This is a genomic window from Sporichthyaceae bacterium, from assembly GCA_036269075.1.
Taxonomy (GTDB): Bacteria; Actinomycetota; Actinomycetes; order Sporichthyales; family Sporichthyaceae; genus DASQPJ01.
On record DATASX010000032.1, the window covers coordinates 22,490 to 43,360 of the forward strand.

Here is a 20,871-nt window from a genome sequence, read left to right on the forward strand (position 1 = left end):
CGGTTGCAACTGGCCGGCCGCGGCCGCGGCTCGGGGCCTGGGTGACGTGCAACCATGGCCCGGTGACCGAGCGCCCACCGGGTCGTCCCGGGCCGTTGCCTCGGTTCACCAGGGAACAGGTTCTCGAGGCGGCGCTGGAACTCATCGAGTCGATGCCGCCGGAGAAGTTCTCGATGCACAAGTTGGGTCAGGCGTTGGGTGTTCGCCCGATGACCCTGTACGGGTACGTCAAGAACAAGGACGACGTCCTGGCCGGGGTCACCCAGCTCGCGCTCGCCAAGTTCCACCACGATCCAGGGACGAAAGCGCCGTGGTACGAGCAGATCCGAGCTTCATTGCGTGAGATTCATGCGTTGTGTCGTCAGTACCCGCATCTGGCGACCTTGGTGATAAACCGGAATGCCCACCGACCGGAATTGCTCCATGTCCGCGAGCGAATGTTGGGCATCCTGCTGGACGCCGGGTTCGATGCCGACACCGCGCTGCACGCGTTCGGGGTGCTGGCGTACTACACCACGGGATTTGCCGGTGGCCAGGCCGGCCTCAGTACCTCGGGCGCGGCGGGAACCATCCCCCATCTGCCCCCGGGGGAATTCCCGCGGCTTACGTCGTTGGCCGACAAGTACGCCGACCATGCCTCGGAGGAGGCTTTCGAGTTCGGCCTGGACCTGCTGCTTCAGGGTCTTCGCCGACGGCGTCGCGGTTGACCGACCGCGGTCAGGCCATCATTTTCTTGCACAGTGGCAGCCAGAGCGCTCGGGGCGCGTGTGAACCGAACCATGCCATCGCGCGAACGCCCACCCGTGGCATGACGATCCGCTTGCCCCGGTCGAGCCCTTCCAGGCCCGCGCGAACACAGGCTTCGGGCCCGATCATGACGACACCCGGAGTGCGCTTCTCCACATGCTCGACGCCGCCGACACTGGAGAACTCGGTCCGCACACCCCCCGGGCACAAGGCTGTGACGCCGACCCGGTGGACGGCCAGTTCGCAGTGCAATGCCTGTGCCAGCGAGGTGATCGCGGCCTTCGTGGCCGCGTAGGCGCCGAAGTTCGGCATCGGTTGGTTGCCGGCCATCGAGGACACGAGCAGGACCGCGCCGCTACGTCGCTCCGCCATCGGCGGGATGAGTGCACGTGACAGCACCATCACTGCTTCGACGTTCGTCCGGACCATGGCGGTGATGCGGTCCGGGTCCTGGTGCAGGAACGGCCCACCCAGACCGAATCCCGCGCACAGCACCAGAACGTCGAGCTCCAGGTCGAGCGCCGCCAGGTCGACGAGCATCCGGCTTCGGGCGGCCGCGTCGGCAAGGTCGCAGGGCAGCACCTCGACCCTGCGGTCGTATCGCTTCCGTAGATCGGCGGCCAGGCTCTCCAGCCGATCGGCTCGCCGGGCGACGAGGATCGCGTCGTGACCGCGAGCGCACAGCTGTCGCGCAAACTCCAACCCGAGGCCCGAGGAGGCACCGGTGATCAGCGCCGCCCGACCGGCCCGGGGCGTGGGTATGGTCATCCCCGGCCGACCAATTTGGCTGCACCAGTGGTGAGCACCAGGTCGGCGGCGCCGGTGAGCATGCGGGTCCACATCTGGTCGCCGCGCTCGGTCCGCGAGATGGTCACCGATACCGCGACGGTGAGCAGGAACGGGTACAGCGAGCAGGCCCGATAGCTCTCCCAACAGTCCTGCGCCTCGAACCCGCGTACCCCGGCGGTTTTCAGGTCGTCGAGGTACTGGCCCAACAGGTCCCGCTCGAGTTCGCCACGCAGGCCGGGATCCAAGGCCGTGGTCAGGAAGATCGCCGCATCGAGAAGGGGCGGCGCCAACCGGGCGCCCTGCCAGTCCAGCACCACGATCGGCGGGTCCGCCGCAGTAATGCCGAACATCATGTTGTCCAGGCGGTAGTCCCCGTGCGCGACCACGAACGGGGGCTTCCAGACCGCGTCGGTCACCACAGGCGCCAACGGCGCCAGCTGCTCGACGAGGGCCAGGTGCTCGGGATCGAGCCGGTGGGCGAACCGTTCCCGGAAGAGTTCGATGCATTGCGGCACTTGGGCGAAGAGCATCCTGGTGCGTGCGATGTCGAGCCACGGCAGGCGGATCAACTCGGGGTCGTTCCAGATCGGCGCCTGCAGCCCGACGAGCTCGCCGATCGCGAGCGCGGCCCGGTCCGGGGTGCAGCCGGCGAGCATGTCACCGGGCACCGTGCTGGCCCCGACGTCCTCGATGACCAAGGTGAACCGGCCCGTCGCGGGGTCGACTGCGGCGTGGTACAGGTCGGGCACGCGGCCGGTGAGTCGGGGCGCGACCTGTTCGTAGAAGTGGACCTCGGCCTCGTAGACCCCCATCGCGGCACCCAGCTGCCGGCTACCGGGGTCCTCGGACGGCAGCTTCACCACGACCGAGGAAGGGCCGGCACCGTCGCCGGCGTAACGCAGCGTGGTTCGTACGACGTGACCAAGCTGTCCCGTTCCGATGACCTCGCTGTCCGCGGCCGCCACTTCGGTTCCGGGTGCGAGCGTGCCGCGTGATCGCAATGCCGCGGTGAGCCATTCCGGGGTCAGGTCCTCGACGGTGTCGACGACAACCACGGCCGGGAGTGTGTGCGCGCTCATCGAGATGCCTCCGGTCGCTTACGCCACGCCTCGATCAGTGCCGCGTTCTGCCGCGGGGTGGATCCGTAGGTGGTGACCTCGTCGGCGCCCGCGTCGACGAAACGCTGCAGCGAGCTCACGCATTCGTCGACGGTTCCGATCGCGCTGCAGTCGAGAACCCATTCCCACGGGATCACCGCGCCGGGCCCCTCGACCATCTGGTGCCTGTGGAAGGTCAGGTCTCCGACTCGGGGTGCCGAGGTCAACTGCGGGTGCTCTCGCATCCGACGTACCGTCGCCGGATCCCAGCCGTTCGCGGCGGCCAGCACGTCCCCGTAGTAGGGGTACTGCAGATAGGTGACCAACCTGCCTGCGGAGATCGACCTCGCCTCGAAGTCGTCCATCTGAGGGGCCGTCACCACCGGCTGAACCACGCGGATGCTGGCCGGATCACGATCGATCTGCTCGCAGGCCTTGCGGATCCGCGTCACGGCATCCGCCGTGGCCGCCGGCGTCAGCATCGGGGGCAGGATCACCCCGTCGAACGCCGCAGCAGCCACCGCCGCGCCCCGGTCGTGGCAGAACCCGGCGATCCAGATCGGCGGCTGCGGGCCGGCGTAGGTCTCGTGCGGCTGCAACGCGTCGAAGCTGCCCAATTGACCGTGGTAGGCCACGCTCTCACCGGCCCACAGCCGACGCATGATCCCGGCGCAGTCCACCATGGCGGGAAACCTGGTCACCTCGATACCCATGCCTTTGAAGGCACCGACCTCGCCGCGACCCAGCCCGAGCACGAAACGCGGGCCGAAGCACGCCTGCATCGTCGCCCCCAGCGCGGCGATCATCCACGGATGCCGCGTCGTCGGCACGATGATGCCGGTGACCAGTTCCAGCCGGGTCGTGCGCGCCCCGATGCCGGCAAGGATCACGTCGGCTTCCTTCAGGTCCCACCGTTCGGAGATCAGCACCCGGCGGAACCCGAGCCGCTCGGCGTCCACCCCGTCCTCGATCCCTTGCGCAGGAGTGCGTCCCTCCGTCTCCCGCGCGAACTTGGCCGGGTCCGAACTCACCGCTCCGGCAATGATGTAAGCGCTGAAATCCGGTGTGACCGGCGCCAGGTCGCCGACACCGTGTGCCGTGAGATCCGCTTCTCCCATTGATCCTTCACCTGCACAGACCGATCCGCCGAGCCGTCCGGCACAGATCACCGTACGTCATACGGAATTCGGAATACCGTATGGCGTACATAGTTAAACGTCAACCGTCGGTCCGGGTCCGTCAGGACACCGGGCACGCGGTGGTCACTTCGCAGGCCGACTCCGGATCGAGGGCTTCGGCCTGGGTGGCGATGCGCTGCAGCAGTGAGCGGAACATGGCGCGTTCCTCCGCATCGAGGGCGGACAGCACCTGTGTCTCGACCAGGGCCAAGCGCTGGTCGAGGTCGGCGAGCAACTTCGCCCCGCGCTTGGTGATGCCGATGCGACGGGCGCGCCGGTCGGCCGGATCGGGTACACGGGTGACGAGCTTGGCCTCCTCCAGCGCGTCGAGGAGGTAGGTCATGACGGTGCGGTCGACGCCCATCCGGGCAGCCAGCGCGAGTTGGGTTCCCGGCTGGTCATGGGCCGCCGCGGAAAGCACCTGATAACTGCGCGGCCCGCCCGGCAGATCGGCCATCACGGCAGTCGCGGCCTTGCCGTAGGAGCGGAACACCGCCCCCAGGGCCCAGCCGAGGTCGCCGCCCAGCGCGCCACACGCCCCGGTCGGGGCGGCGGGGATCGGGTCGGCGCTCATCGTCACACCCTAATCAACCACGCCGGCGCGGAAGAATTTCTTCACGACAGATGTTCTGTTTCACAGATGATCCGCTGAACCGCTTACCGAGGAGACTGAGATGCGCCTGTTCCGCCTGGACAACAGCCTTCGCACCGACGGATCGGTCAGCCGCGAGCTCGCCGACACGGCGCAGGCCGCCTGGCTGGCCGAGCACCCCGACGGCGTGGTGGTCCGCCGTGATCTGGGCACCGACCCTCTGCTCGCCTCGTCCTGGGTGGACGCGGTCACCGCCGGCTCGACCCCGCCCGCCGACCGCACCGACGCTCAGCGGGAGGCGACCGGACTCGCCGCGCGCCTGGCGGACGAGCTCCTCGAGGCAGACGCCGTGATCGTGTCGCTGCCGCTCTACAACTTCAGCGTCCCGGCGCCGTTCAAGACCTGGATCGATCTGCTCTTCACCGACCCGCGCTTCGCTCCCGGCAGCGTGCAGCCGTTGGCCGGACGGCAGGGCGTCCTCGCCATCGCCCGTGGAGGCGGTTACGCCCCCGGCACCCCCCGCGAGGGTTGGGACCATGCCACACCATGGGTGCAGCGGATCCTCGGCGACGTGTTCGGCCTGGACCTGCATCGGGCCGAGGCAGAGCTGACCATGGCTCCCGTCGTGCCGGCGATGGAGTCGCTGCGACCCCTGGCCGAGCAGTCTCGTCGGGACGCACACCTCGCGGCGGACGCCCACGGCCGGACGCTTGCCCGGCAGGCGCAGACCCGCGCCGCGTAACCCCAACGGAACTCAGTCCCGGCCCCGCCCGGAGCCGGCCGCGGCCCGGACACGACGTACCGGACCGGGGTCGATTACCGGAAGCGGGGCACCGCGACCGGTGGGGAGCTGAACGGGGCCGCGCCCTCCGCGACGAGTGAGACGGGGCACTCGCGGCAACCGCAGTCACTGGTGCAGCTGCACCAGGTGCCCTCCGCGCTCCGGCACCACGTGCACCCGTGCTGGGCCGGCTCGGAGCCGATCCCCTGGCCGGCGGCGACCGCCGCGACCGTCAACACGTTCCCCGCCATACCCGCCAATCGTGCCCGGACGGAAAGTCGTGGCTGTTACGGCACGGTTGCGGTCGCGCTTCGGGTCCCGGCCCACCGTGAATCCTGCGACCGAGGTCCGCCCCGCGCCTGACGGCCCCAACGAATGTTGTTCACGTGCGCGTCGCAGCGGCGCAACACGAGCGCGCCACTCTCGAAGGACCAGGCCGAGGATGCGAAGGACGGGTGGACTGTGACCGGATCGGAGCCGCCGCAACAGCCGTCGCGAACAGACGACGACTGCCCTCGCTGCGGTGCCGATCTGGCGGTGCACCGAATCCTCTACGCGGGCCTGCTGTTGCTGTGCGACCACTGTGGCACCGACGCGCCGCCGGCCCCAGCCTCCGCCTGGGGTCCGGCCCTGCCCGGCACCGCCACGAACTGGTCGACGTGGTCCCGACCCGGAACCCGACTGGCGGTCCGGCGCCGCCCACTTCCGCAGCCGACAACGCCGACCGACTGACCGGCCCACGGCGCGGGCGACAGGCCGGACCGAGTCTCGGTCGAGCGCCGAGCGGGCGTGCTCGTCGACCGCGCCGCCGCGGTGATCACGAGCACTAGCAGGACGCCCGCCGGAGCCTGCGGCCGGTTGGACGCGCCTCGAAGTAGCGCAACGCCAGCCGTTCCTCGGGTGTGGTGCCTGCGCAAACGCCTTCCTGGACCTCGAGGGCGACGGCCCACTGCAGGCATTGCCGGGCGACCGGGCAGCCGGCGCAGATCGCCCGGGCCGCACGCAGTTGCCGCGCACCGCCGGCAGCGGTCCGGTTCGGGAAGAACACGTCCGGGTCGGCGACCCCCCGGCAGGATGCCCGCTCCAACCACTCCATCCATGACCCCCTTGTCGTTCGCGCGGCTCGGTAGTGAGCCTGTCGGACCTGTGTTTCCGGCCGACTTCGCGGCCGTGAACCCCACTGGCCCGCTCCAACGAGCGCACGACCGCGGGCGGTGCGGCTGGATTGATCAACTCGACATCGGCCGGCAACGCGAGTCCGCCACAGGCGGGCGAAGACTGCGCACGACGCACGTCAACTCGGAATGAAGGCCAGATCACTTAGCACAGGAGGAACTGATGCCGATCCCGCAGGACTGGCCCGGCCTGGTGACCATGTGGCAGCGCCGCAACGCAACTGGCCCGGGCCTGGAGCACGCGTTGACAGGCAAGGGCTCAGGGGGCAACGGGCGGCCCGGGCTAGGGGCGTTGCCGCCGGACTGGCCCGGCCTGGTCAATCTTCGGCGACGCGGTGCGACCGGTGGGCCGCAGTCCGTCGAGCAGTCGACGCGAGCAGGGACGCCACGAGATGCGCCCGTCGACTCGCCGGCGCAGCAGTACTGACAGGCCATCAGATATTGACATCGAAGGAGCGCTTGACGGCGCGCGGGCGTGCGCGTTCGCACCGACCGTATTCACTGCCGTGCAATTTGCTCGCAACAGGCGTCCGGTTCAGTTGTCTCATCGCAGGTTCCCGCGACCCGGGGACCGGAAGGCGATGGCACCACACTTTCGAGCGACCCGGGCCGGATCGGCCCGCGGGAAAGAGGGAGGCGCTCCATGTCCACATCTAAGACCCCCACGACTGCGAACCCGTCCGTCGTGATCTCGTTCGCCCGGCCACGCACCAACCGCACTGCGCGGACCCGCCTGCTGGACGGGTTGCGGTCCGGCCGCAACCGGCGCACCCACGTGGGAATGTTCGCTCCCGACGACGGCTGAGCGCCGCGGCGAGGGCCGGTCCGTGAAGACGGGTGGTGGCCGGTGGCCGGGACACCCCGGCCACCACCCGATCCGGGCGTGGATGGTCCCAGGCACGAGCCGACCCGACGCCGCTTCCCTGCGCACAGCGGATCCGGGTGCGCTCGGGCCTACGCCCCGCTGGCTGTGATGCCTGTTCGGGCCGGGAGCGTGCCGTCCTCCACCACGTCACCGCTCGACGGACCGCGTCGCAGCAGTCGGCGCCACTGGTCGACGTCGTAGGAAGCCGGTGGGTTCTCGCCGAGAAAGTCCTGCACGACGCGCAGGAATCTCCGCGGGTCGGCGTGGTGCGGGAAGTGACCGGCTTCCGGGAAGATCTCGAGCCTGCTGCCGGGCATGGCCTGGTTGAGTACCTGCCCGTGTGCCACGGGAATGACCGCGTCGCGGCCGCCCCAGATCAGCAGGGCCGGGATGCCCTCGGCGAGGTAGCACCGGTCGAGCATCGTGATCACCTGGCCGTGCCGGTCCACCGCCGAACGCAGGGTGCGGACGAACGCGCTACGCGCGGTCCGGTCCGGGAAGGCCTCGAAGAGCCGGCCCAGATCCTGCGCATCGCGCCCGAGATCCGTGCCCAACGCGCGCAGCGCGAACGCCAGCACGCCGATGAACTGGCGAGTTCCCGGAATGCCCAGCAGCGGTAGCGCAGTTTCGGCGCCCGGGGTGGCGAGCAGCCGGAGCAGCTGATTGGTCTGTCGGCCCGCACCCCCGGAGGAGACCAGTACCAGACGTTCGCAGCGCTCCGGAAACTGATACGCGAACTGCATGCCCACGCCCCCGCCGAGGGAGTGACCGATCACGCTGACCCGTTCGACGTCCAGGACCGAGAGCAGGTCGCGCATCCCGCAGGCGTAGGCGGCTACCGAGTAGTCGGCCCGCGGCCGGTCGGAAAGGCCGTGACCGAGGAGGTCCGGGGCGATTACCGTGTAGTGCTCGGTAAGTCCGGGAACCACGGTCCGCCAGGTGTCGGCGCTGTCCCCGATCCCGTGCAGCAGAAGCAGCGGCGGTCCCTCCCCGCAGTGCACGTAGGCGCGGCGATGACCGTGGACGGTGACGAACCGCCGTGGCAGACCGACGCACTGCGGCACGGCCCCGTTACTGGTCATGGCGTCGGTGCAGGCCGCGAGGCCGACGGCTCCGCCAGGCCGGCGCTGCCGCCACATGTTGCCGGTCGCCCAGGCATCGCCGTCCTCCTTCCCGGCCCGCGATCGCATCGAGAAGACAGCAGCGATGTTTCGAACGCCGCAACGCAATGGGTCAGAAATGTGACGAGGTTCCCGCGGTCATCTGACGGAAACCTTCGTGCCTGACGGCGCCAGTGCCCGGGCGGTCCAACCGACCAGATCGGTCGCGACACCTATTACCGGGCGAAGGCGCAGTGCTGACGGCCCGTCACGGCCGGAACCAGGTGCGGACCGCATGCCGAAACTTGGCGGCACCACGCCGGAATGCGGCACCCGCCGGCCTGGCGCCGACCACGAACGGGCCGGCGCCGACGGCGGGTGGAGAAGTGCTTGCCGCCGGCGACTGCGCGGACGAACCCGTGCCGGCCACCGACCCGCCGCCGGTTTCGTGCCCGACAATGGTGCGGGCAGTGCAGTTGCCCGGGGCGGGGATTCCCTCCGGGTAGGCCTGGGCCACGTCCCCGACCGCTGCCAGGATCCCTCGGTAGCCGGTGCAGCGGCACAGGACGCCGGACAGCGCCGCGGGCAACGTGTCCGGATCGACACCACCATGGGCGAGCAGGTCGTAGGAGCTGAGCAGGAAGCCGGGAGTGCAGAAGCCGCACTGCAGCGCATGGTGGTGGCTGAACGCGCGCTGCAACGGATGTTGGTCGTCCGGGGTGCCCAGGCCCTCGACCGTGACGATCTCGGCGCCCTCGGCCTGCACGGCGAGGATCAGGCAGGCCCGGGCGGCGGCGCCGTCCACGAGCACGGTGCACATGCCGCAGACGCCGTGCTCGCAGCCGAGATGAGTACCCGTCAGGCCGAGGTCGTTGCGCAACGCGTCGGCCAGATGCATCCGGGTGGGCACCCGGACGGTCACCGGCGAGCCGTTCACCGTGAAGCCCACCTCGGCGAGCCCGTCGGCGGCGACCTTTACCGCGCGCTGCCCCGCTGTCACGACTCGACTCCTCGGGATCCGCGCAACGCGCGGGCGAGTTCGCGGGCCGCGAGGACGGCGAACAGTCGGCGGCGGTAGGCCCGGGAGCCGTGGCCGTCGCCGACGGTGTCCACGACCTCGGCTGCGAGTGCATCGGTGCCGGCCCGCAGGGCGCCCGCGCTGTCGGTCTGCTCGGCGGCGGAGGCCACGAACCCGGTCACGTCGCGGGTGATCGGCCGGTCGGACACTCCGAAGCCGGTGATCGTCGCGTCCAGCACCTGTCCCTGCGCCGAGCGGACGCGCGTGACGACACCGGCCAGAGCGAAGTCGCCGTGCCGGCGGGCGATCTCGGCGAAGCCGAAACCCTCGCCAGTCCCGGCTACCGGAAAGTTCACGGCGACCACGATCTCCTCCGGGCCCACCGTCGTGGTCATCACGCCGACGAAGAATTCCGCGGCGGGCACGGTACGCCGCCCGGCGGGCCCGGCGATCTCCAGCGTCGCACCCAGGCATGAGGCAACCGCGGGCAGCTCGGCACCCGGGTCGGCGTGCGCCAGGGAGCCGCACACCGTGCCGCGGCTGCGCAGCTCCCGGTGGCCGACGAACGGCAGCGCCAGACCGAGCAGCGGGACGGTCGCGGCGCGGGTGTCGCGTTCAATCTGACGCTGCGTCACCGTCGCGCCGATCCGCAGCATTCCCTGTCTCAGCTCGATGCCGTCGAGACCGGGAACGGCGTTGATGTCCACCAACGTCCCGGGCCTGCTCAACCGCATGGCCAGCAGTGGGAGCAGTGACTGGCCACCCGCGAGGATCTTGCCGTCCTCGCCCGCGGCGGCGAGCTCGGCGATCGTGTCCTGCAGGGTCGCCGGCCGGACGTACGCGAAGGGGGCGGGCTTCATCGCCGCTCAGCGTCCCGTGAAGTGCGGCTTGCGCTTCTCAGCGAACGCTTTCACGCCCTCGGCGAAGTCCTGGGTACCGCGCAGCATCGCGTAAGCCTTCCGCTCCAACTCGATGCCCGTGTACAGCGGCCCGTCGACGCCGCGGTCGAGCACCTCCTTGGCCGTGCGCAGCGCGGCGGGCGAGAAGGCGATCAGTTTGGTCACCAGTGCCTCGACCGCGCCGTCCAACGCCTCGCGGTCGGCGTGCAGTTCGGCGATCAGGCCCCAGTCGTGGGCCGCTGCCGCGCTGATCCGTTTCGCGGTCAGGATGTGGTACTTCGCCCGGGACAGGCCGATCAGCCGGGCCAGGCGCTGCGTGCCGCCGCTGCCGGGAATCATGCCGAGGTTGATCTCGGGCAGCGCGAACTCGCTGCGTTCGGTGGCCAGGCGGATGTCGCAGGAGAGCACGAGTTCCAGACCGACACCGAAGCAGTAGCCGTCAACGGCCGCCACGACCGGCTTCGGGCTTCGCGACGGCGCCGTGATGTCGTGCCCGAGCGCGGTGAGATCGATCGGGTCCACCTCCATGAACCCGGCGATGTCGCCGCCCGAGGTGAAGTGCTTGCCGTCGGATCGGACGACCACGGCGCGCACGTGCTCGTCGCGGTCGATCTCGGCGAACCGCTGCGCCATCTTGGCGCGCATCTCCATCGTCACGACGGTGTACCCGCCGTGCGAGAGCGTGAGGTACGCGACCTGACCGTCGTGGCCGTGATCGAGAAGGACGTCACCACCGGTGGTGGGCATGTGCGGCTCCTGGGGATTTCGACGAGCGTTCGGACGTTCAGGTCGGGCGTTCGAGCAGGTCGTGCAGGACGCTGCCGTGCAGCGGCAGCCGGTCGATCGAAACCCCTCTGGGTGACAGTGCGTCAGAAATTGCGTTGGCCAACGCCACCGGGAAGCTCATCGAGCTGCCCTCGGCGCAGCCCTTCGCACCCAACGGCGTCAACGGCGAGGGGGTGGTGACGTGGTCGGTGACGAGCGGGAATGTGGCCTCGGCGGAGGTGGGACAGAGGTAGTCCAGGAAAGTGGCCGAGGTCGGCTGGCCGTCCTCGGCGTAGGTGAACTCCTCGAACAACGCGCCGCCCAGGGCATGGGCGAGCGCCCCGTGGACCTGCCCGTCGAGCAGGGTCTGGTCCAGCACGGTCCCGGAGTCGTGGACGCTGGAGACCCGGTCGATCGTGAGCTGGAGCGTCTCCGGGTCGATGTGTACCGCGACCACCTCGGCGACGAATCCGTAGCAGAGGCTGGAGTTTATGGTGTCGTCGAGCGCCGCCGCCCGGGACTGCGGCGGGGAGAACACGCCCTCCTCGTAGAGCCGCGCCGCGGTGCCCTCGGGCAGCGCGCCCGGATCCCAGTGCACGAGGCCGGCCGCGTGCCGGAACAGCACCGAGCGCTCAGGATCCGCCGTGCTGCGCACCGTGCCCGCCGCGAGCTCGAGGGAGTCCGGATCGACGTCGAGCAGCACGCCGGCCGCGGCTCGCAGGGTGGCCGCGATCCGGTCGCAGGCCCCCACCACCGCGCTGGTGACCAGCGGCGCGAAGCGCGAGGAGTAGCTGCCCGAGGTGACCGTCCACGGGGTCGTCGCGGTGTCCATCTCGACCACCACGTGCACACCGTCCAGGGGCAGTCCAAGGCGTGCGGCGGCCACCCGACGGGCCGTCGTGGCGTGGCCCTGGCCCTGCGGCACGCTGCCCAGCAGCACCGTCACGACGCCCTGCACATCGACGCTGACCCGGACGTGCTCGGCCGAGCCGGACTTGTCCCGCCCCGGCCGGCGTTCCGCGGCGGGGGTGGCCAGGCCGACGTAGCCGATGTTGGTGCCGGACGGGTCGACGACCGTGGCCACCCCGATGCCGTAGTACTCGCCGCGCCCACGGGCCTGCGCCTGCCGCACCCGAAGCTGGTCCAGATCCGCGCCCTTCACCGCGAGCAGCAGTGCCCGCTCGTAGTCCCCCGAGTCGTAGACCCCGCCGGTCGGGGTCCGGTAGGGAAAGGCGTCGGCCGGCACCAGGTTGCGTCGGCGCACCTCCACCGCGTCCAGACCGGTGCGCGCGGCCACGGCGTCCATCAACCGCTCGAGGCCGAAGTACAACTGTTGGCCGCCGAAGCCCCGGTTCAAGCCGGTGGGCATCGTGTTGCTGACCACGGCGCGGGCCCGGATCTCGACCGCCGGGATGCGGTACGCCCCGGTGAGGTTGCCGTAGCACCGGTAGAGGGTGCTGGGCTCGGGTGGACGCAGGTAGGCGCCCACGTTGTCGAGCAGGTCGGCGCGCAACGCGGTGACCGTCCCGTCGCCGGCCACGGCCGCCTCGAAGCGCATCGAGCGGTCGGCCCCGCAGGAACTGGCCAGCAGGTGCTCGATGCGGTCCTCGCTCCACCGCACCGGGGTACCGGCATGCCTCGACGCGAGAGCCAGCAGCACAACGTACGGGTAGATCCCGGCCTTGATGCCGAAGCTGCCACCGATGTCGGCCGGCACGTGCAGACGTAGGCGGGAAGTCGGAATGCCCAGCGCCGCGGCCATCACCGGCACCATCGTGAACGGGCCGTGGAAATTGGCCCACGCCTCCACCGCCGGGCCGTCGGCATCCTCACGCCAGTTGGCCACGACCGAGTAGCACTCCATCGGCACCGAGGAGTACCGCGGGAACTCGTACTCCCCGGTGACGACGTGCTCGGCCGCGGCGAAGGCCGCCTCGACCTCGCCGAAGCTGAAGGTTCGGTCGGTGGCGAGGTTGGACCCGTTCTCCTCGTGCAGCAGCACGGCGCCATCGGCCAGCGCCGGGTGCACTCCGACTACGGCGTCGAGCAATTCGTACTCGACCGTGACCAACTCGGCGGCGTCCTCGGCCACGAACCGGTCGGTGGCCACCACCACGGCGACCGGTTCGCCGACGTACCGGACCTTGTCCGTACCGGTTGGGAAATAAGGCATGTTGGTGCTCACCGACAGCGGGAACGGGCGCAGCTGTGCCCGGACCTCTTCCGGCCCGATGACCGCGGCGACGCCGGGGTGTCGCCGAGCACATTCGAGATCGACGTCGGTGATGCGGGCGTGCGCGTGGGGGCTTCGCACGATGGCGGCGACCAGGGTTCCGGGCAACGGGTCCAGGTCGTCGAGAAAGCGGCCCCGGCCGGTGAGCAGCGGCGCGTCCTCCACCCGACTGGCGATCCAGCTTGCCTGCGCGCGATCAGCCACGGCCGACCTCGAGGTCGACCTCGGCGACGGCGTCGTAGTCACCGGCGGTCAGCTTTCGCCGTAGCGTCTTGCCAACCGCGGAGCGCGGGACGGCGGCGACGATGACGATGCGCTTGGGTCGCTTCAGCGCCGGCAGGCCGCCGCGCTCCCGCACGAATCCGGCCACCTCGGAAAGCGCTGCGGCCGGATCGACGCCGTCGGCCGGGACGACGAACGCGGTGACCGCGCTGCCCCACCGCTCGTGCGGGAGCCCCACCACGCAGACGTCCCCGACCGCGGGACACCGGGCCAGCGCGGCCTCGATCTCGTCCGGGTAGATGTTCTCCCCACCGGAGTTGATCATGTCGTCGACCCGGCCCGCGATCCACAGGTCGCCCTCGTCGTCCTCGGTGGCGAGGTCACCGGTGTAGTACCAACCCTCGCGGATTGCCTTTGCGTCGGCGTCCGGTCGGTGCCAGTAGCCGCCGAAGGCCTCCGGGCTGGACATCGAGGCGATGACCTGGCCCTGCTCGCCGGGCTTCACCAGGTGATCCGGGTCGGCGCCGGGTTCCGGTGCGATCAGCCGTAGACAACTGAACATGCCCGCGCGACCGGCGCAGCCGGGCTTGCGGATCCCGTCGGGACCGATGCTGAAGGTGTAGATCTCCGTGCTGCCGTAGTGATTGACCAGCACAGTCGGGCGCAACGCCGCGACGAGCTGATCGGCGAGCATCGGTGCCATCGCGGCGCCGGCGTAGGCGAGGCGGTCCAGGGTGTCGATCGAGTCGAACCCGTCCTGATGGAGCAGCGCGTAGTAGAAGGCCGGCACCAGGTACAGCGAGGTGACCTTCTCGTCGTGGATGAGCGCCACCGACTCGGCCGGGTCAACCTTCGCCTGCGGCACCCACGTGCCCCCGCACAGCACGCTGGCCAGCAGCGTGCGCAGACCCATGGTGTGGAACATCGGCATCACGCCGAGCACCACCTCGCCCGGGCGCAGCTGGGTCTGGGCGATCTGGGCGACCGCCGCCGAGTGTTCGGCCCGATGCGAGCGCGGGACGCCCTTGGGCTTCCCGGTGGTGCCGGAGGTGTACAGCAGCACGCTGATCTCGTCCTCGGGCACCGCGAGGCCGAGCGCGTGGTCCGGCCGGTCGTGGCCGTCGAGCTCCGCGACGTCACGCTGCGGCACGCAGGTGCCGGTCTGCTCGGCCGCGGCCGCGGTGCCCTCGTCGGTGACGAGCAGGACTGGTTCCGCGTCGGTGAGGCAGTACGCCAGTTCGGCCGGCCCGAGGCGGGTGGACAGCGGCACCGAGACGGCGCCGAGCTTCTGGGTGGCCAGGTGCAGGCTGGCCAGCGGCTCGCCGCCGGACAGGCTCAACGCGACCCGGGCGCCGGGCCCGACGCCGAGGTCGGCCATCCGCCGGGCCAGCCGGTTCGTGTGCGCATCCCACTGCCGGTAGGTCATCCGGGCCCGCCCGCCCACGGCCATCCGATTCGGATGTCGCTGCGCGGCCCACGCCAGTGCGGTGACGAGGTCCAACGCATCACCCCCGGGCTCGGCGCCGGTTGATTCGACAGACCATCCAAATCAGATGGTATGGATCCGACTATATGCTTGGTCACGTGTCGACGGAGCGCCTGTCCCCCATCTCCTACGTGGTGCTCGGGATGATCGGCTTGCGTGGGCCGTCCACGTCCTACGACCTCAAGCGAGCCGTGAACCGGTCCGTCGGCTACTTCTGGGCCTTCCCGCACGCGGCGCTCTACTCCGAGCCGAGGAGGCTCGCCGAGCTCGGCCTCCTCGCGTGCGCCGAGGAGCACGACGGCCGTCGGCGTCAGGTCTTCTCGCTGACCGACGCCGGAGCGGCGCGGCTGCGGACCTGGCTGGCGGCGCCGACGAACGAGCACTTCCAGATGCGTGACATCGCGGAGCTGAAGCTGTTCTTCAACGAGCTCGGCGAACCGGGCAACGTCGCGCGCCTGGCGCGCGAGCAGATCGCGCAGCACACCGAACGCATCCGCGTGTACGAGGGCATGCGGGACCGGTTCGGCGCCGTCGACGCGGTTGCCCCCCGGATGGTCACCCTCCGACTGGGCCTGGAGATGGAGCACGCGGCGTTGCGGTTCTGGCAGTCGCTGTACGCCGACCCCGGAGCACCCTGAGACGACGGAGTTCAGTCGGCGCCGGAGGCCAGTCGGGTCGCGAATGTGTCCGGGTCCGATTCCGCGGGTTCGGTGGTGTCGAGGAAGTCGAGCAGCAGGTCGGTGAACCGGGCGGGCTGATCACTGTGGGGGAAGTGCCCGGCACCCTCGAACAGTTCGAAGCGGGCGCCGGGCAGGACTTCGGCGGCGGCGTGGCCGTGTGAGACCGGGATCAGTGGGTCGAGTGATCCCCAGACGATCAGAGTCGGGATGTCTCCGAGCAGGTAGAGCTTGTCCAGGCCGCTGGCCCGCTGGCCGGATCTGTCGATGACGTTGCGGGCGGCCAGCACGAAGGCCCGCCGTCGGGCCGCGTCGGACAGCGAGGCGAAGGCCGCGGCGGACTGTTGCAGGGACGGCCTGGCGGCGGGGAAGGACAGCCGCAGGGCAGCTGAGTGGAGCTTGCCCGCAACGCTGATCACCCGGGGATGGGCCAGCCACGGCAGGACCCATTCCGCCCCGGGCACGGTCGCGGCGCGCAGCAGCGGGTGCAACTCCGGTCCCAGTCCGCCGCTGCTGATCAGGCCGAGTCGGGCGCAGATGTGCGAGTACTGGTAGGCGAACTGCAACGCGATGCCGCCGCCGAGGGAATGCCCGACGACGGTGGCCCGGTGGTGGCCCAGGCGCGCCAGCAGGTCCCGGATTCCGTTCGCGTAGCCGCCCAGGGAGTGATCGGAATGATCCGGGGTCACCAGGTCCGGGGCGATGAAGCGATACCCGTGGCGGCGGCGGTCCAGTTCCTCCAGGACCGGCAGCCAGGTGGCCGAATCCCCCGCCAGACCGTGCACCAGCACCACCACGTGCCGGTCGACACCCGGCATCGGCCGGTCGCCGACCGATTCCAGGAAGCTCACCTGGCCTCGGTGAACGGTCACATCCCGGCGTGCCACTTCCATCGCTCAGCCCCCGCAGCTCGACCCGCCCAGACTAATCCAGATCCTCGCGCTGCCGTCTCGCTGCGGCTGTCCGCGACGCGACGCAGCTTCATTTGGCCAGACCGGATACGAGGTTGATGGAGGCCGCGATGACCACCGCGCCCAGCGGATAGGACAGCAGCGCGTGACGAAGCGCGGTGCGTCTGATGTCGCTGCGGCCGATGTCGGTGTCCGAGACCTGGAAGGTCATCCCGATCGTGAACGCCAGGTACGCGAAGTCGCTGTAGGAGGGGTCGCCGGGCTGGTTGAAATCGATCCCGCCACCGGGCCCGGAATGGAAGATCTGCGCGTACTTCAACGTGAACACGGTGTGCACCAGGGCCCAGGAGATGAACACCGACGCCAACGCGAGCCCGGCACGGACATACTTCGCGTCACCCGGTGCACTGCCTGCTCCGAACAGGACCGCCCCCACCGCGACAAGGCTCGCCACCGCGGCACCCAGCAGGACCAGGTCGGCAAGATCGCGACCCGGGTTCTCCCGCTGCGCATGCGCTGCGGTCGCCGCCCCGTCCAGCGGCCACAATGCCGTCCACACCAACACCATGTACACAGTGGCCAGCACGTCCCAACCGAGCAGTGGAGCCCCGCGCCCGGCTCCCCACGCCGCAGCGCACACCGTCGCCGCGGCTCCCGCGACACAGGACACCAGCAACTTGACCCGCGCCGTGGAGGACAGCGCCACTTCGCCACGCATGACAGCACCCTGTCACCCACCTTGCTCGGGCAGTCAGCCCGCCCGGCCGGACTGGAACTGACGGGCCGTCATCAAGATGGTGAGTCGACGATGAGACCCGCGGCCCTGGCGGCACCGGCCAGTCGGGCGTCGTAGGCGACGAAGCGGGCCAGGTCCTCCCCCAGCCGCAACGCCGTCGCGAGGTGGATCGCGTCCAGGGAGCGCAGTTCGGGCGGCTGCAACGCTGCGGCATCCTGCAGCAGTGGCGTACTGATGCGGATCAGGTCGACCCGGCCCAGCACGGACAGCCCCTTGCGCGCCCCGGTCTCACCGAGTGGCAGTAGTGCGCGCAGTACTTCGGTGCGCGCCAGCGCACTGGAGACCCACGGACGCCTCCGCCGAAGGAAGTTCCGCAGCGCCGCCGACTCCGGCTCGGCGACCACCAACTTCAGGATCGCCGAGGAATCCAGGTAGGTCGCCCGTTCACCGCTCATCGGCTCGCAACCGGGCCAGCACCGCCGAGGGCGACTCCGCACCCTCGACCGAGGCGATCGGCGGCTCGAAGAACTCACTCACCGACGCCGGTTCCACCTCGCCCGCCGCACGCAACCGCGCCAACGGCCCGCCCGGCAGCGGCGCCAGCACCGCGACCGGTCGACCCCGGTCGGTGATCTCCACCGTCTCTCCTGCCTCGACCAAGCGCAGCAACTCACTGGCCCGTTGACGCAACTCCCGCACCCCAACCGACGTCATGTGCTATTAGTAGCACATCGGGAGGCCGTACCGCACCAACCGCTCGGGAATCGATGCTCTCAGCCGGTCTGGGCCATGCCGCCGTCGACGAACAACTCGACACCGGTGATGAAGCTCGAGGCAGCACCGCAGAGGAAGACTGCCGCTTTGCCTATCTCTCGTGGGTCGGCCAGTCGCCCGATGGGATTGCCTTCGCCCATCTGCATGACCTTCGCATCGACCTGATCGGCGCCCGACGCGCCGGCCAGGGCAATCCGCAGGGACGGGGTGTCCACTGCCCCGGGGCTGAGCACGTTGATCCGGACGCCGGAGCCCTTGATGTCCTGGATCCAGCCCCGGACGAGGGCGCGCACCGCGGCCTTGGCGCCGCTGTAGAGGCTCATCCCGGGCAGGGCCTGCACCGAGGCGGTCGAGCCGATGATGACGACGGTTCCGTCGGCGGGCAGCAGTGGCAGTGCCTCCTGAACGGTGAACAGCACGCCTTTGACGTTGACGCCGTAGATGAGATCGAACTGGTCCTCGGTGATGCCGCCGAGCGGAGCGCTGTCGCCGACCCCGGCGTTGGCCACCACTGCGTCCACGCGTCCGTGCCTGCGATGTACCTCGCGATACATCTGCGCCATGTGTGAGCGCTTCGAGACGTCGGCCACGATCCCGGAACTCCTCGGACCGAGCTGAGCGACCGCCGTGTCGAGTCGTTGCTGTTTCAGGTCGGTCAGGACGACCGTCGCGCCTGCCTCGAGAAACTCCTGGGCGATGCCGAAGCCGACTCCCTGGGCGCCGCCAGTTATGACGGCTACTTCACCTTCCAACGCACCAGTCATGCTGCCCCACCGGGCCCTTCCGGCATGTAATGTATCTGGAGAGTGTCTCCGTTTCGACGATACGGAGACAGTCTCCGATTGTCAAAGGGAGGTGGGCATGCGTGCCGACGCGCAGCGCAACTACGACCACATCGTCGCGGTGGCCAGTGAGGTCTTCGCGGCCAGCGGCACCGACGCGTCTCTCGACGAGATCGCGAAGCGGGCCGGGGTCGGCCCTGGCACGCTCTACCGGCATTTCCCGACCCGGGAGAACCTCGTCGAAGCGGCCATGGGCAACTGGATCGACCAGATCCGGACTGCCGTCGACAGAGCCATGACGAGCAAGCGGACACCGTGGCAGGTGCTGTTGGCCTGGTTGGAGGACTTCGTCGCCCACATCCGTCGGTACCGCGGCGGGCCCGCACGGTTGATCGCCGCCCTCGCCAACCCCGGCACTCCCATGCAGCCCAGGTACGAGCTGCTCGCGCAGGCCAACGCCGAGGTCCTGGAACGGTTGCGCGCCGCGGGATCCCTGCGCGGCGGCGTAGAGCCGGAACAGGTGTGCCGTCTCCTGCTCGGCGTGGCCGCCGTCGCCGACCAGGGCCGACTCGATACCGGCGCTGTCCGCCCCATGCTGAGGATCATCGCCCAGGGACTGCTGCGCGCAGGCCCATGAGGCCTCGCTGTCGGAGGCGCCACCGCACTGACGCGGCGAACCTTGGTGGCCGACCGACGCATCACCGGACTGACCGGCGCGCGTCAGGTTCAGGCGCCGGCGGCCGACTCCAGGGCGGTGACGCGGGCGGATAGTTCCGCGATCACCTCGGCCAGTTCCGCGGTGACTGCGGCGACCACGGTCAGCACGAGCGCACCCACCTCGGCGAGCTCCTCCTCGGTCGCGTTGCGGTGACTGTGATGCATCGCGTCGTGCAGCCGAGCCCTGATCGTCTCCGTATTCATGGGCACTGACCCTAGAGCCATCGTCCGGCGGATCGCTCCGGGAAGGACGAAGAGTTCTTTCCCGGTTCAGGAAGACGGCAACATCAGCAACCGGGCCGGCCGGCCTGGGCGTAGGCCTCAGCCGACCGGGTGCACGGGCCCGGGATGAGCGTGGGGGGCCGGGTCGATCCGCGGGCCTGGATCGGTGCGCGGCATCGGGGCGCTACCGGTGTGCGGGCTCGGCGCGGGGTCGAAGTTCCCGTGCGGCGCAGGGTCGGTGCGCGTGTGGTGGCCCGGGTCGGTCCGCGGGCCTGGATCGGTGCGCGGCATCGGATCGGTACCGGTGTGCGGGCGCGGCGCGGGGTCGGTGCGCGTGTGGTGGCCCGGGTCGGTGCGTGAACCCGGGTCGGTGCCGGTGTGCGGCGCAGGGTCGGTGCGGGTGTGCGGCGGCGGGACCCGGTGCGGCGGGCCGGTGATCGGCCCTGGCCGCCCGCCGTCGTGGTGCGTGCCGTCGCGGTGCGCATCGCCGCGGTAGTGCCAGACGTGATTGTGGTGCCAGTGCGCGTCGGTGAACCCGTCGTCGGCGTACCAGCCGTCGTCCCGGCACGAACCCGGGTAGGACGAGTCGTCGACGCGGACCCGCGCGGCCGGGACCAGGCTGCCGCCGTCGGGGGCCACGAACCAACGAGCGCTGGTCCCGTAGGGCCCCTCCACGCTGTCCCCGAGGATCCAGCAGGCGACGTTCGCGCCGCGGCCGGCGGCCAGTACGAACACCACCGGGGAATCCGGCGTCGGCTCGGTACGGAACGCGGCACCACCCGGGCCGGCCGTCACCACCGGCAGATCCGGATCCACCTCGACCGGGGCCGCCAGGACGGTCGGCGCCGCGCGGGTCCCGGCGACTGTCACCGCCCCGGCACCGGATGCCGCGATCAGGGCGACAGCAGCGCCGGCGGACATGGTCCCTGCGGCGCGGATCAGGTTGCGCACGATTCCTCCAGCCTGGACGCACACCCGGTCCAGCCGGCCGGGTAGGAGCACCCTCACCGAGGGATTCGCACCCGAAAATCCCATTCCCGCACAGATGTCCGTCCGCTAACCGACACGGTGCCGGGATTTGTCGATCCCGCACCCTGCGCCGCCA

24 protein-coding genes are annotated in these 20,871 nt (G+C 70.2%); 6 read left to right on the forward strand and 18 right to left on the reverse strand.

Features of this window, described 5'->3' with window-relative positions; all coding sequences use genetic code 11:
• The first annotated feature begins 62 nt into the window (after positions 1-62).
• A complete protein-coding gene (locus VHU88_06220; protein ID HEX3611265.1) occupies positions 63-707 on the forward strand; it encodes a TetR/AcrR family transcriptional regulator C-terminal domain-containing protein in 645 nt (214 codons plus the stop codon).
• A gap of 10 nt (positions 708-717) precedes the next feature.
• Here the strand turns inward: VHU88_06220 and VHU88_06225 are convergent, their stop codons facing one another.
• From VHU88_06225 to VHU88_06240, 4 genes are all read right to left on the reverse strand, one after another.
• The gene (locus VHU88_06225; GenBank protein HEX3611266.1) at positions 718-1,515 is read right to left on the reverse strand and encodes an SDR family oxidoreductase; all 798 of its coding nucleotides are present in this window, start codon (positions 1,513-1,515) and stop codon (positions 718-720) included.
• Positions 1,512-2,615: a phosphotransferase gene (locus tag VHU88_06230; GenBank protein ID HEX3611267.1), complete on the reverse strand. Its 1,104-nt coding sequence runs from the start codon at positions 2,613-2,615 to the stop codon at positions 1,512-1,514. Before VHU88_06230 ends, VHU88_06225 begins: the two co-directional genes overlap by 4 nt.
• Complete coding sequence (locus VHU88_06235) at positions 2,612-3,751, reverse strand: TIGR03857 family LLM class F420-dependent oxidoreductase (GenBank protein ID HEX3611268.1); 1,140 nt, start codon at positions 3,749-3,751, stop codon at positions 2,612-2,614. Before VHU88_06235 ends, VHU88_06230 begins: the two co-directional genes overlap by 4 nt.
• A gap of 121 nt (positions 3,752-3,872) precedes the next feature.
• The gene (locus VHU88_06240; GenBank protein HEX3611269.1) at positions 3,873-4,385 is read right to left on the reverse strand and encodes a MarR family winged helix-turn-helix transcriptional regulator; all 513 of its coding nucleotides are present in this window, start codon (positions 4,383-4,385) and stop codon (positions 3,873-3,875) included.
• A gap of 100 nt (positions 4,386-4,485) precedes the next feature.
• Here VHU88_06240 and VHU88_06245 point away from each other — a divergent pair, with 100 nt between their 5' ends.
• The gene (locus VHU88_06245; GenBank protein ID HEX3611270.1) at positions 4,486-5,145 is read left to right on the forward strand and encodes an NAD(P)H-dependent oxidoreductase; all 660 of its coding nucleotides are present in this window, start codon (positions 4,486-4,488) and stop codon (positions 5,143-5,145) included.
• Positions 5,146-6,010: 865 nt separating this feature from the next.
• Here VHU88_06245 and VHU88_06250 read toward each other — a convergent pair.
• Positions 6,011-6,280: a WhiB family transcriptional regulator gene (locus VHU88_06250; GenBank protein ID HEX3611271.1), complete on the reverse strand. Its 270-nt coding sequence runs from the start codon at positions 6,278-6,280 to the stop codon at positions 6,011-6,013.
• A gap of 242 nt (positions 6,281-6,522) precedes the next feature.
• On the opposite strand from VHU88_06250, the gene VHU88_06255 reads away from it, so the two are divergent.
• Both VHU88_06255 and VHU88_06260 read left to right on the forward strand, forming a co-directional pair.
• Positions 6,523-6,786, forward strand: coding sequence for a hypothetical protein (locus VHU88_06255; protein ID HEX3611272.1), 264 nt, complete (start codon positions 6,523-6,525; stop codon positions 6,784-6,786).
• 216 nt (positions 6,787-7,002) lie between these two features.
• The gene (locus VHU88_06260; GenBank protein HEX3611273.1) at positions 7,003-7,164 is read left to right on the forward strand and encodes a hypothetical protein; all 162 of its coding nucleotides are present in this window, start codon (positions 7,003-7,005) and stop codon (positions 7,162-7,164) included.
• Between the two features lie 149 nt (positions 7,165-7,313).
• Here the strand turns inward: VHU88_06260 and VHU88_06265 are convergent, their stop codons facing one another.
• The 6 genes from VHU88_06265 to VHU88_06290 form a co-directional block, all read right to left on the reverse strand.
• Entirely contained in the window at positions 7,314-8,414 is a 1,101-nt protein-coding gene (locus tag VHU88_06265) for an alpha/beta hydrolase (protein HEX3611274.1), read from the reverse strand.
• Positions 8,415-8,592: 178 nt separating this feature from the next.
• Entirely contained in the window at positions 8,593-9,324 is a 732-nt protein-coding gene (locus VHU88_06270; GenBank protein ID HEX3611275.1) for a (2Fe-2S)-binding protein, read from the reverse strand.
• Positions 9,321-10,202: an FAD binding domain-containing protein gene (locus VHU88_06275; protein ID HEX3611276.1), complete on the reverse strand. Its 882-nt coding sequence runs from the start codon at positions 10,200-10,202 to the stop codon at positions 9,321-9,323. The genes VHU88_06270 and VHU88_06275 overlap by 4 nt, the downstream gene beginning before the upstream one ends.
• Positions 10,203-10,208: 6 nt before the next feature.
• Positions 10,209-10,988, reverse strand: a complete 780-nt coding sequence (locus VHU88_06280; protein HEX3611277.1) for an enoyl-CoA hydratase/isomerase family protein — start codon at positions 10,986-10,988, stop codon at positions 10,209-10,211.
• A gap of 37 nt (positions 10,989-11,025) precedes the next feature.
• Complete coding sequence (locus VHU88_06285; protein ID HEX3611278.1) at positions 11,026-13,443, reverse strand: xanthine dehydrogenase family protein molybdopterin-binding subunit; 2,418 nt, start codon at positions 13,441-13,443, stop codon at positions 11,026-11,028.
• A complete protein-coding gene (locus tag VHU88_06290) occupies positions 13,436-14,962 on the reverse strand; it encodes a class I adenylate-forming enzyme family protein (protein ID HEX3611279.1) in 1,527 nt (508 codons plus the stop codon). The genes VHU88_06285 and VHU88_06290 overlap by 8 nt, the downstream gene beginning before the upstream one ends.
• 83 nt (positions 14,963-15,045) lie before the next feature.
• Between VHU88_06290 and VHU88_06295 the strand changes: the two genes are divergently transcribed.
• Complete coding sequence (locus VHU88_06295; protein HEX3611280.1) at positions 15,046-15,585, forward strand: PadR family transcriptional regulator; 540 nt, start codon at positions 15,046-15,048, stop codon at positions 15,583-15,585.
• An 11-nt stretch (positions 15,586-15,596) separates the two neighbouring features.
• Here the strand turns inward: VHU88_06295 and VHU88_06300 are convergent, their stop codons facing one another.
• The 5 genes from VHU88_06300 to VHU88_06320 form a co-directional block, all read right to left on the reverse strand.
• On the reverse strand, positions 15,597-16,475 hold the full coding sequence (locus tag VHU88_06300; protein ID HEX3611281.1) for an alpha/beta hydrolase: 879 nt from the start codon (positions 16,473-16,475) through the stop codon (positions 15,597-15,599).
• Between the two features lie 130 nt (positions 16,476-16,605).
• Positions 16,606-17,253, reverse strand: a complete 648-nt coding sequence (locus VHU88_06305) for a DUF1345 domain-containing protein (GenBank protein ID HEX3611282.1) — start codon at positions 17,251-17,253, stop codon at positions 16,606-16,608.
• 71 nt (positions 17,254-17,324) lie between these two features.
• The gene (locus tag VHU88_06310; protein ID HEX3611283.1) at positions 17,325-17,726 is read right to left on the reverse strand and encodes a type II toxin-antitoxin system VapC family toxin; all 402 of its coding nucleotides are present in this window, start codon (positions 17,724-17,726) and stop codon (positions 17,325-17,327) included.
• Positions 17,716-17,985: a type II toxin-antitoxin system prevent-host-death family antitoxin gene (locus VHU88_06315; GenBank protein HEX3611284.1), complete on the reverse strand. Its 270-nt coding sequence runs from the start codon at positions 17,983-17,985 to the stop codon at positions 17,716-17,718. The genes VHU88_06310 and VHU88_06315 overlap by 11 nt, the downstream gene beginning before the upstream one ends.
• A gap of 59 nt (positions 17,986-18,044) precedes the next feature.
• Positions 18,045-18,809 (reverse strand): SDR family oxidoreductase, encoded by a 765-nt coding sequence (locus VHU88_06320; GenBank protein HEX3611285.1) that lies wholly within the window; start codon positions 18,807-18,809, stop codon positions 18,045-18,047.
• 97 nt (positions 18,810-18,906) lie between these two features.
• Between VHU88_06320 and VHU88_06325 the strand changes: the two genes are divergently transcribed.
• The gene (locus VHU88_06325; GenBank protein ID HEX3611286.1) at positions 18,907-19,464 is read left to right on the forward strand and encodes a TetR/AcrR family transcriptional regulator; all 558 of its coding nucleotides are present in this window, start codon (positions 18,907-18,909) and stop codon (positions 19,462-19,464) included.
• An 89-nt stretch (positions 19,465-19,553) separates the two neighbouring features.
• Here the strand turns inward: VHU88_06325 and VHU88_06330 are convergent, their stop codons facing one another.
• Together VHU88_06330 and VHU88_06335 are read right to left on the reverse strand one after the other, a co-directional pair.
• A complete protein-coding gene (locus tag VHU88_06330; protein ID HEX3611287.1) occupies positions 19,554-19,748 on the reverse strand; it encodes a hypothetical protein in 195 nt (64 codons plus the stop codon).
• A gap of 117 nt (positions 19,749-19,865) precedes the next feature.
• Positions 19,866-20,774, reverse strand: coding sequence for a hypothetical protein (locus VHU88_06335; GenBank protein HEX3611288.1), 909 nt, complete (start codon positions 20,772-20,774; stop codon positions 19,866-19,868).
• Between the last annotated feature and the right edge of the window lie 97 nt (positions 20,775-20,871).

What these genes read in the sequence shown, in the direction of transcription:
- VHU88_06260 (HEX3611273.1), top strand. Translation starts at nt 7,003, where the DNA reads ATGTCCACATCTAAGACCCCCACGACTGCGAACCCGTCCGTCGTGATC.
- VHU88_06235 (HEX3611268.1), bottom strand. Translation starts at nt 3,751, where the DNA reads ATGGGAGAAGCGGATCTCACGGCACACGGTGTCGGCGACCTGGCGCCG.
- VHU88_06255 (HEX3611272.1), top strand. Translation starts at nt 6,523, where the DNA reads ATGCCGATCCCGCAGGACTGGCCCGGCCTGGTGACCATGTGGCAGCGC.
- VHU88_06310 (HEX3611283.1), bottom strand. Translation starts at nt 17,726, where the DNA reads ATGAGCGGTGAACGGGCGACCTACCTGGATTCCTCGGCGATCCTGAAG.
- VHU88_06275 (HEX3611276.1), bottom strand. Translation starts at nt 10,202, where the DNA reads ATGAAGCCCGCCCCCTTCGCGTACGTCCGGCCGGCGACCCTGCAGGAC.
- VHU88_06325 (HEX3611286.1), top strand. Translation starts at nt 18,907, where the DNA reads ATGCGTGCCGACGCGCAGCGCAACTACGACCACATCGTCGCGGTGGCC.
- VHU88_06265 (HEX3611274.1), bottom strand. Translation starts at nt 8,414, where the DNA reads ATGCGATCGCGGGCCGGGAAGGAGGACGGCGATGCCTGGGCGACCGGC.
- VHU88_06240 (HEX3611269.1), bottom strand. Translation starts at nt 4,385, where the DNA reads ATGAGCGCCGACCCGATCCCCGCCGCCCCGACCGGGGCGTGTGGCGCG.
- VHU88_06330 (HEX3611287.1), bottom strand. Translation starts at nt 19,748, where the DNA reads ATGAATACGGAGACGATCAGGGCTCGGCTGCACGACGCGATGCATCAC.
- VHU88_06305 (HEX3611282.1), bottom strand. Translation starts at nt 17,253, where the DNA reads ATGCGTGGCGAAGTGGCGCTGTCCTCCACGGCGCGGGTCAAGTTGCTG.
- VHU88_06280 (HEX3611277.1), bottom strand. Translation starts at nt 10,988, where the DNA reads ATGCCCACCACCGGTGGTGACGTCCTTCTCGATCACGGCCACGACGGT.
- VHU88_06230 (HEX3611267.1), bottom strand. Translation starts at nt 2,615, where the DNA reads ATGAGCGCGCACACACTCCCGGCCGTGGTTGTCGTCGACACCGTCGAG.
- VHU88_06225 (HEX3611266.1), bottom strand. Translation starts at nt 1,515, where the DNA reads ATGACCATACCCACGCCCCGGGCCGGTCGGGCGGCGCTGATCACCGGT.
- VHU88_06315 (HEX3611284.1), bottom strand. Translation starts at nt 17,985, where the DNA reads ATGACGTCGGTTGGGGTGCGGGAGTTGCGTCAACGGGCCAGTGAGTTG.
- VHU88_06320 (HEX3611285.1), bottom strand. Translation starts at nt 18,809, where the DNA reads ATGACTGGTGCGTTGGAAGGTGAAGTAGCCGTCATAACTGGCGGCGCC.
- VHU88_06250 (HEX3611271.1), bottom strand. Translation starts at nt 6,280, where the DNA reads ATGGAGTGGTTGGAGCGGGCATCCTGCCGGGGGGTCGCCGACCCGGAC.
- VHU88_06245 (HEX3611270.1), top strand. Translation starts at nt 4,486, where the DNA reads ATGCGCCTGTTCCGCCTGGACAACAGCCTTCGCACCGACGGATCGGTC.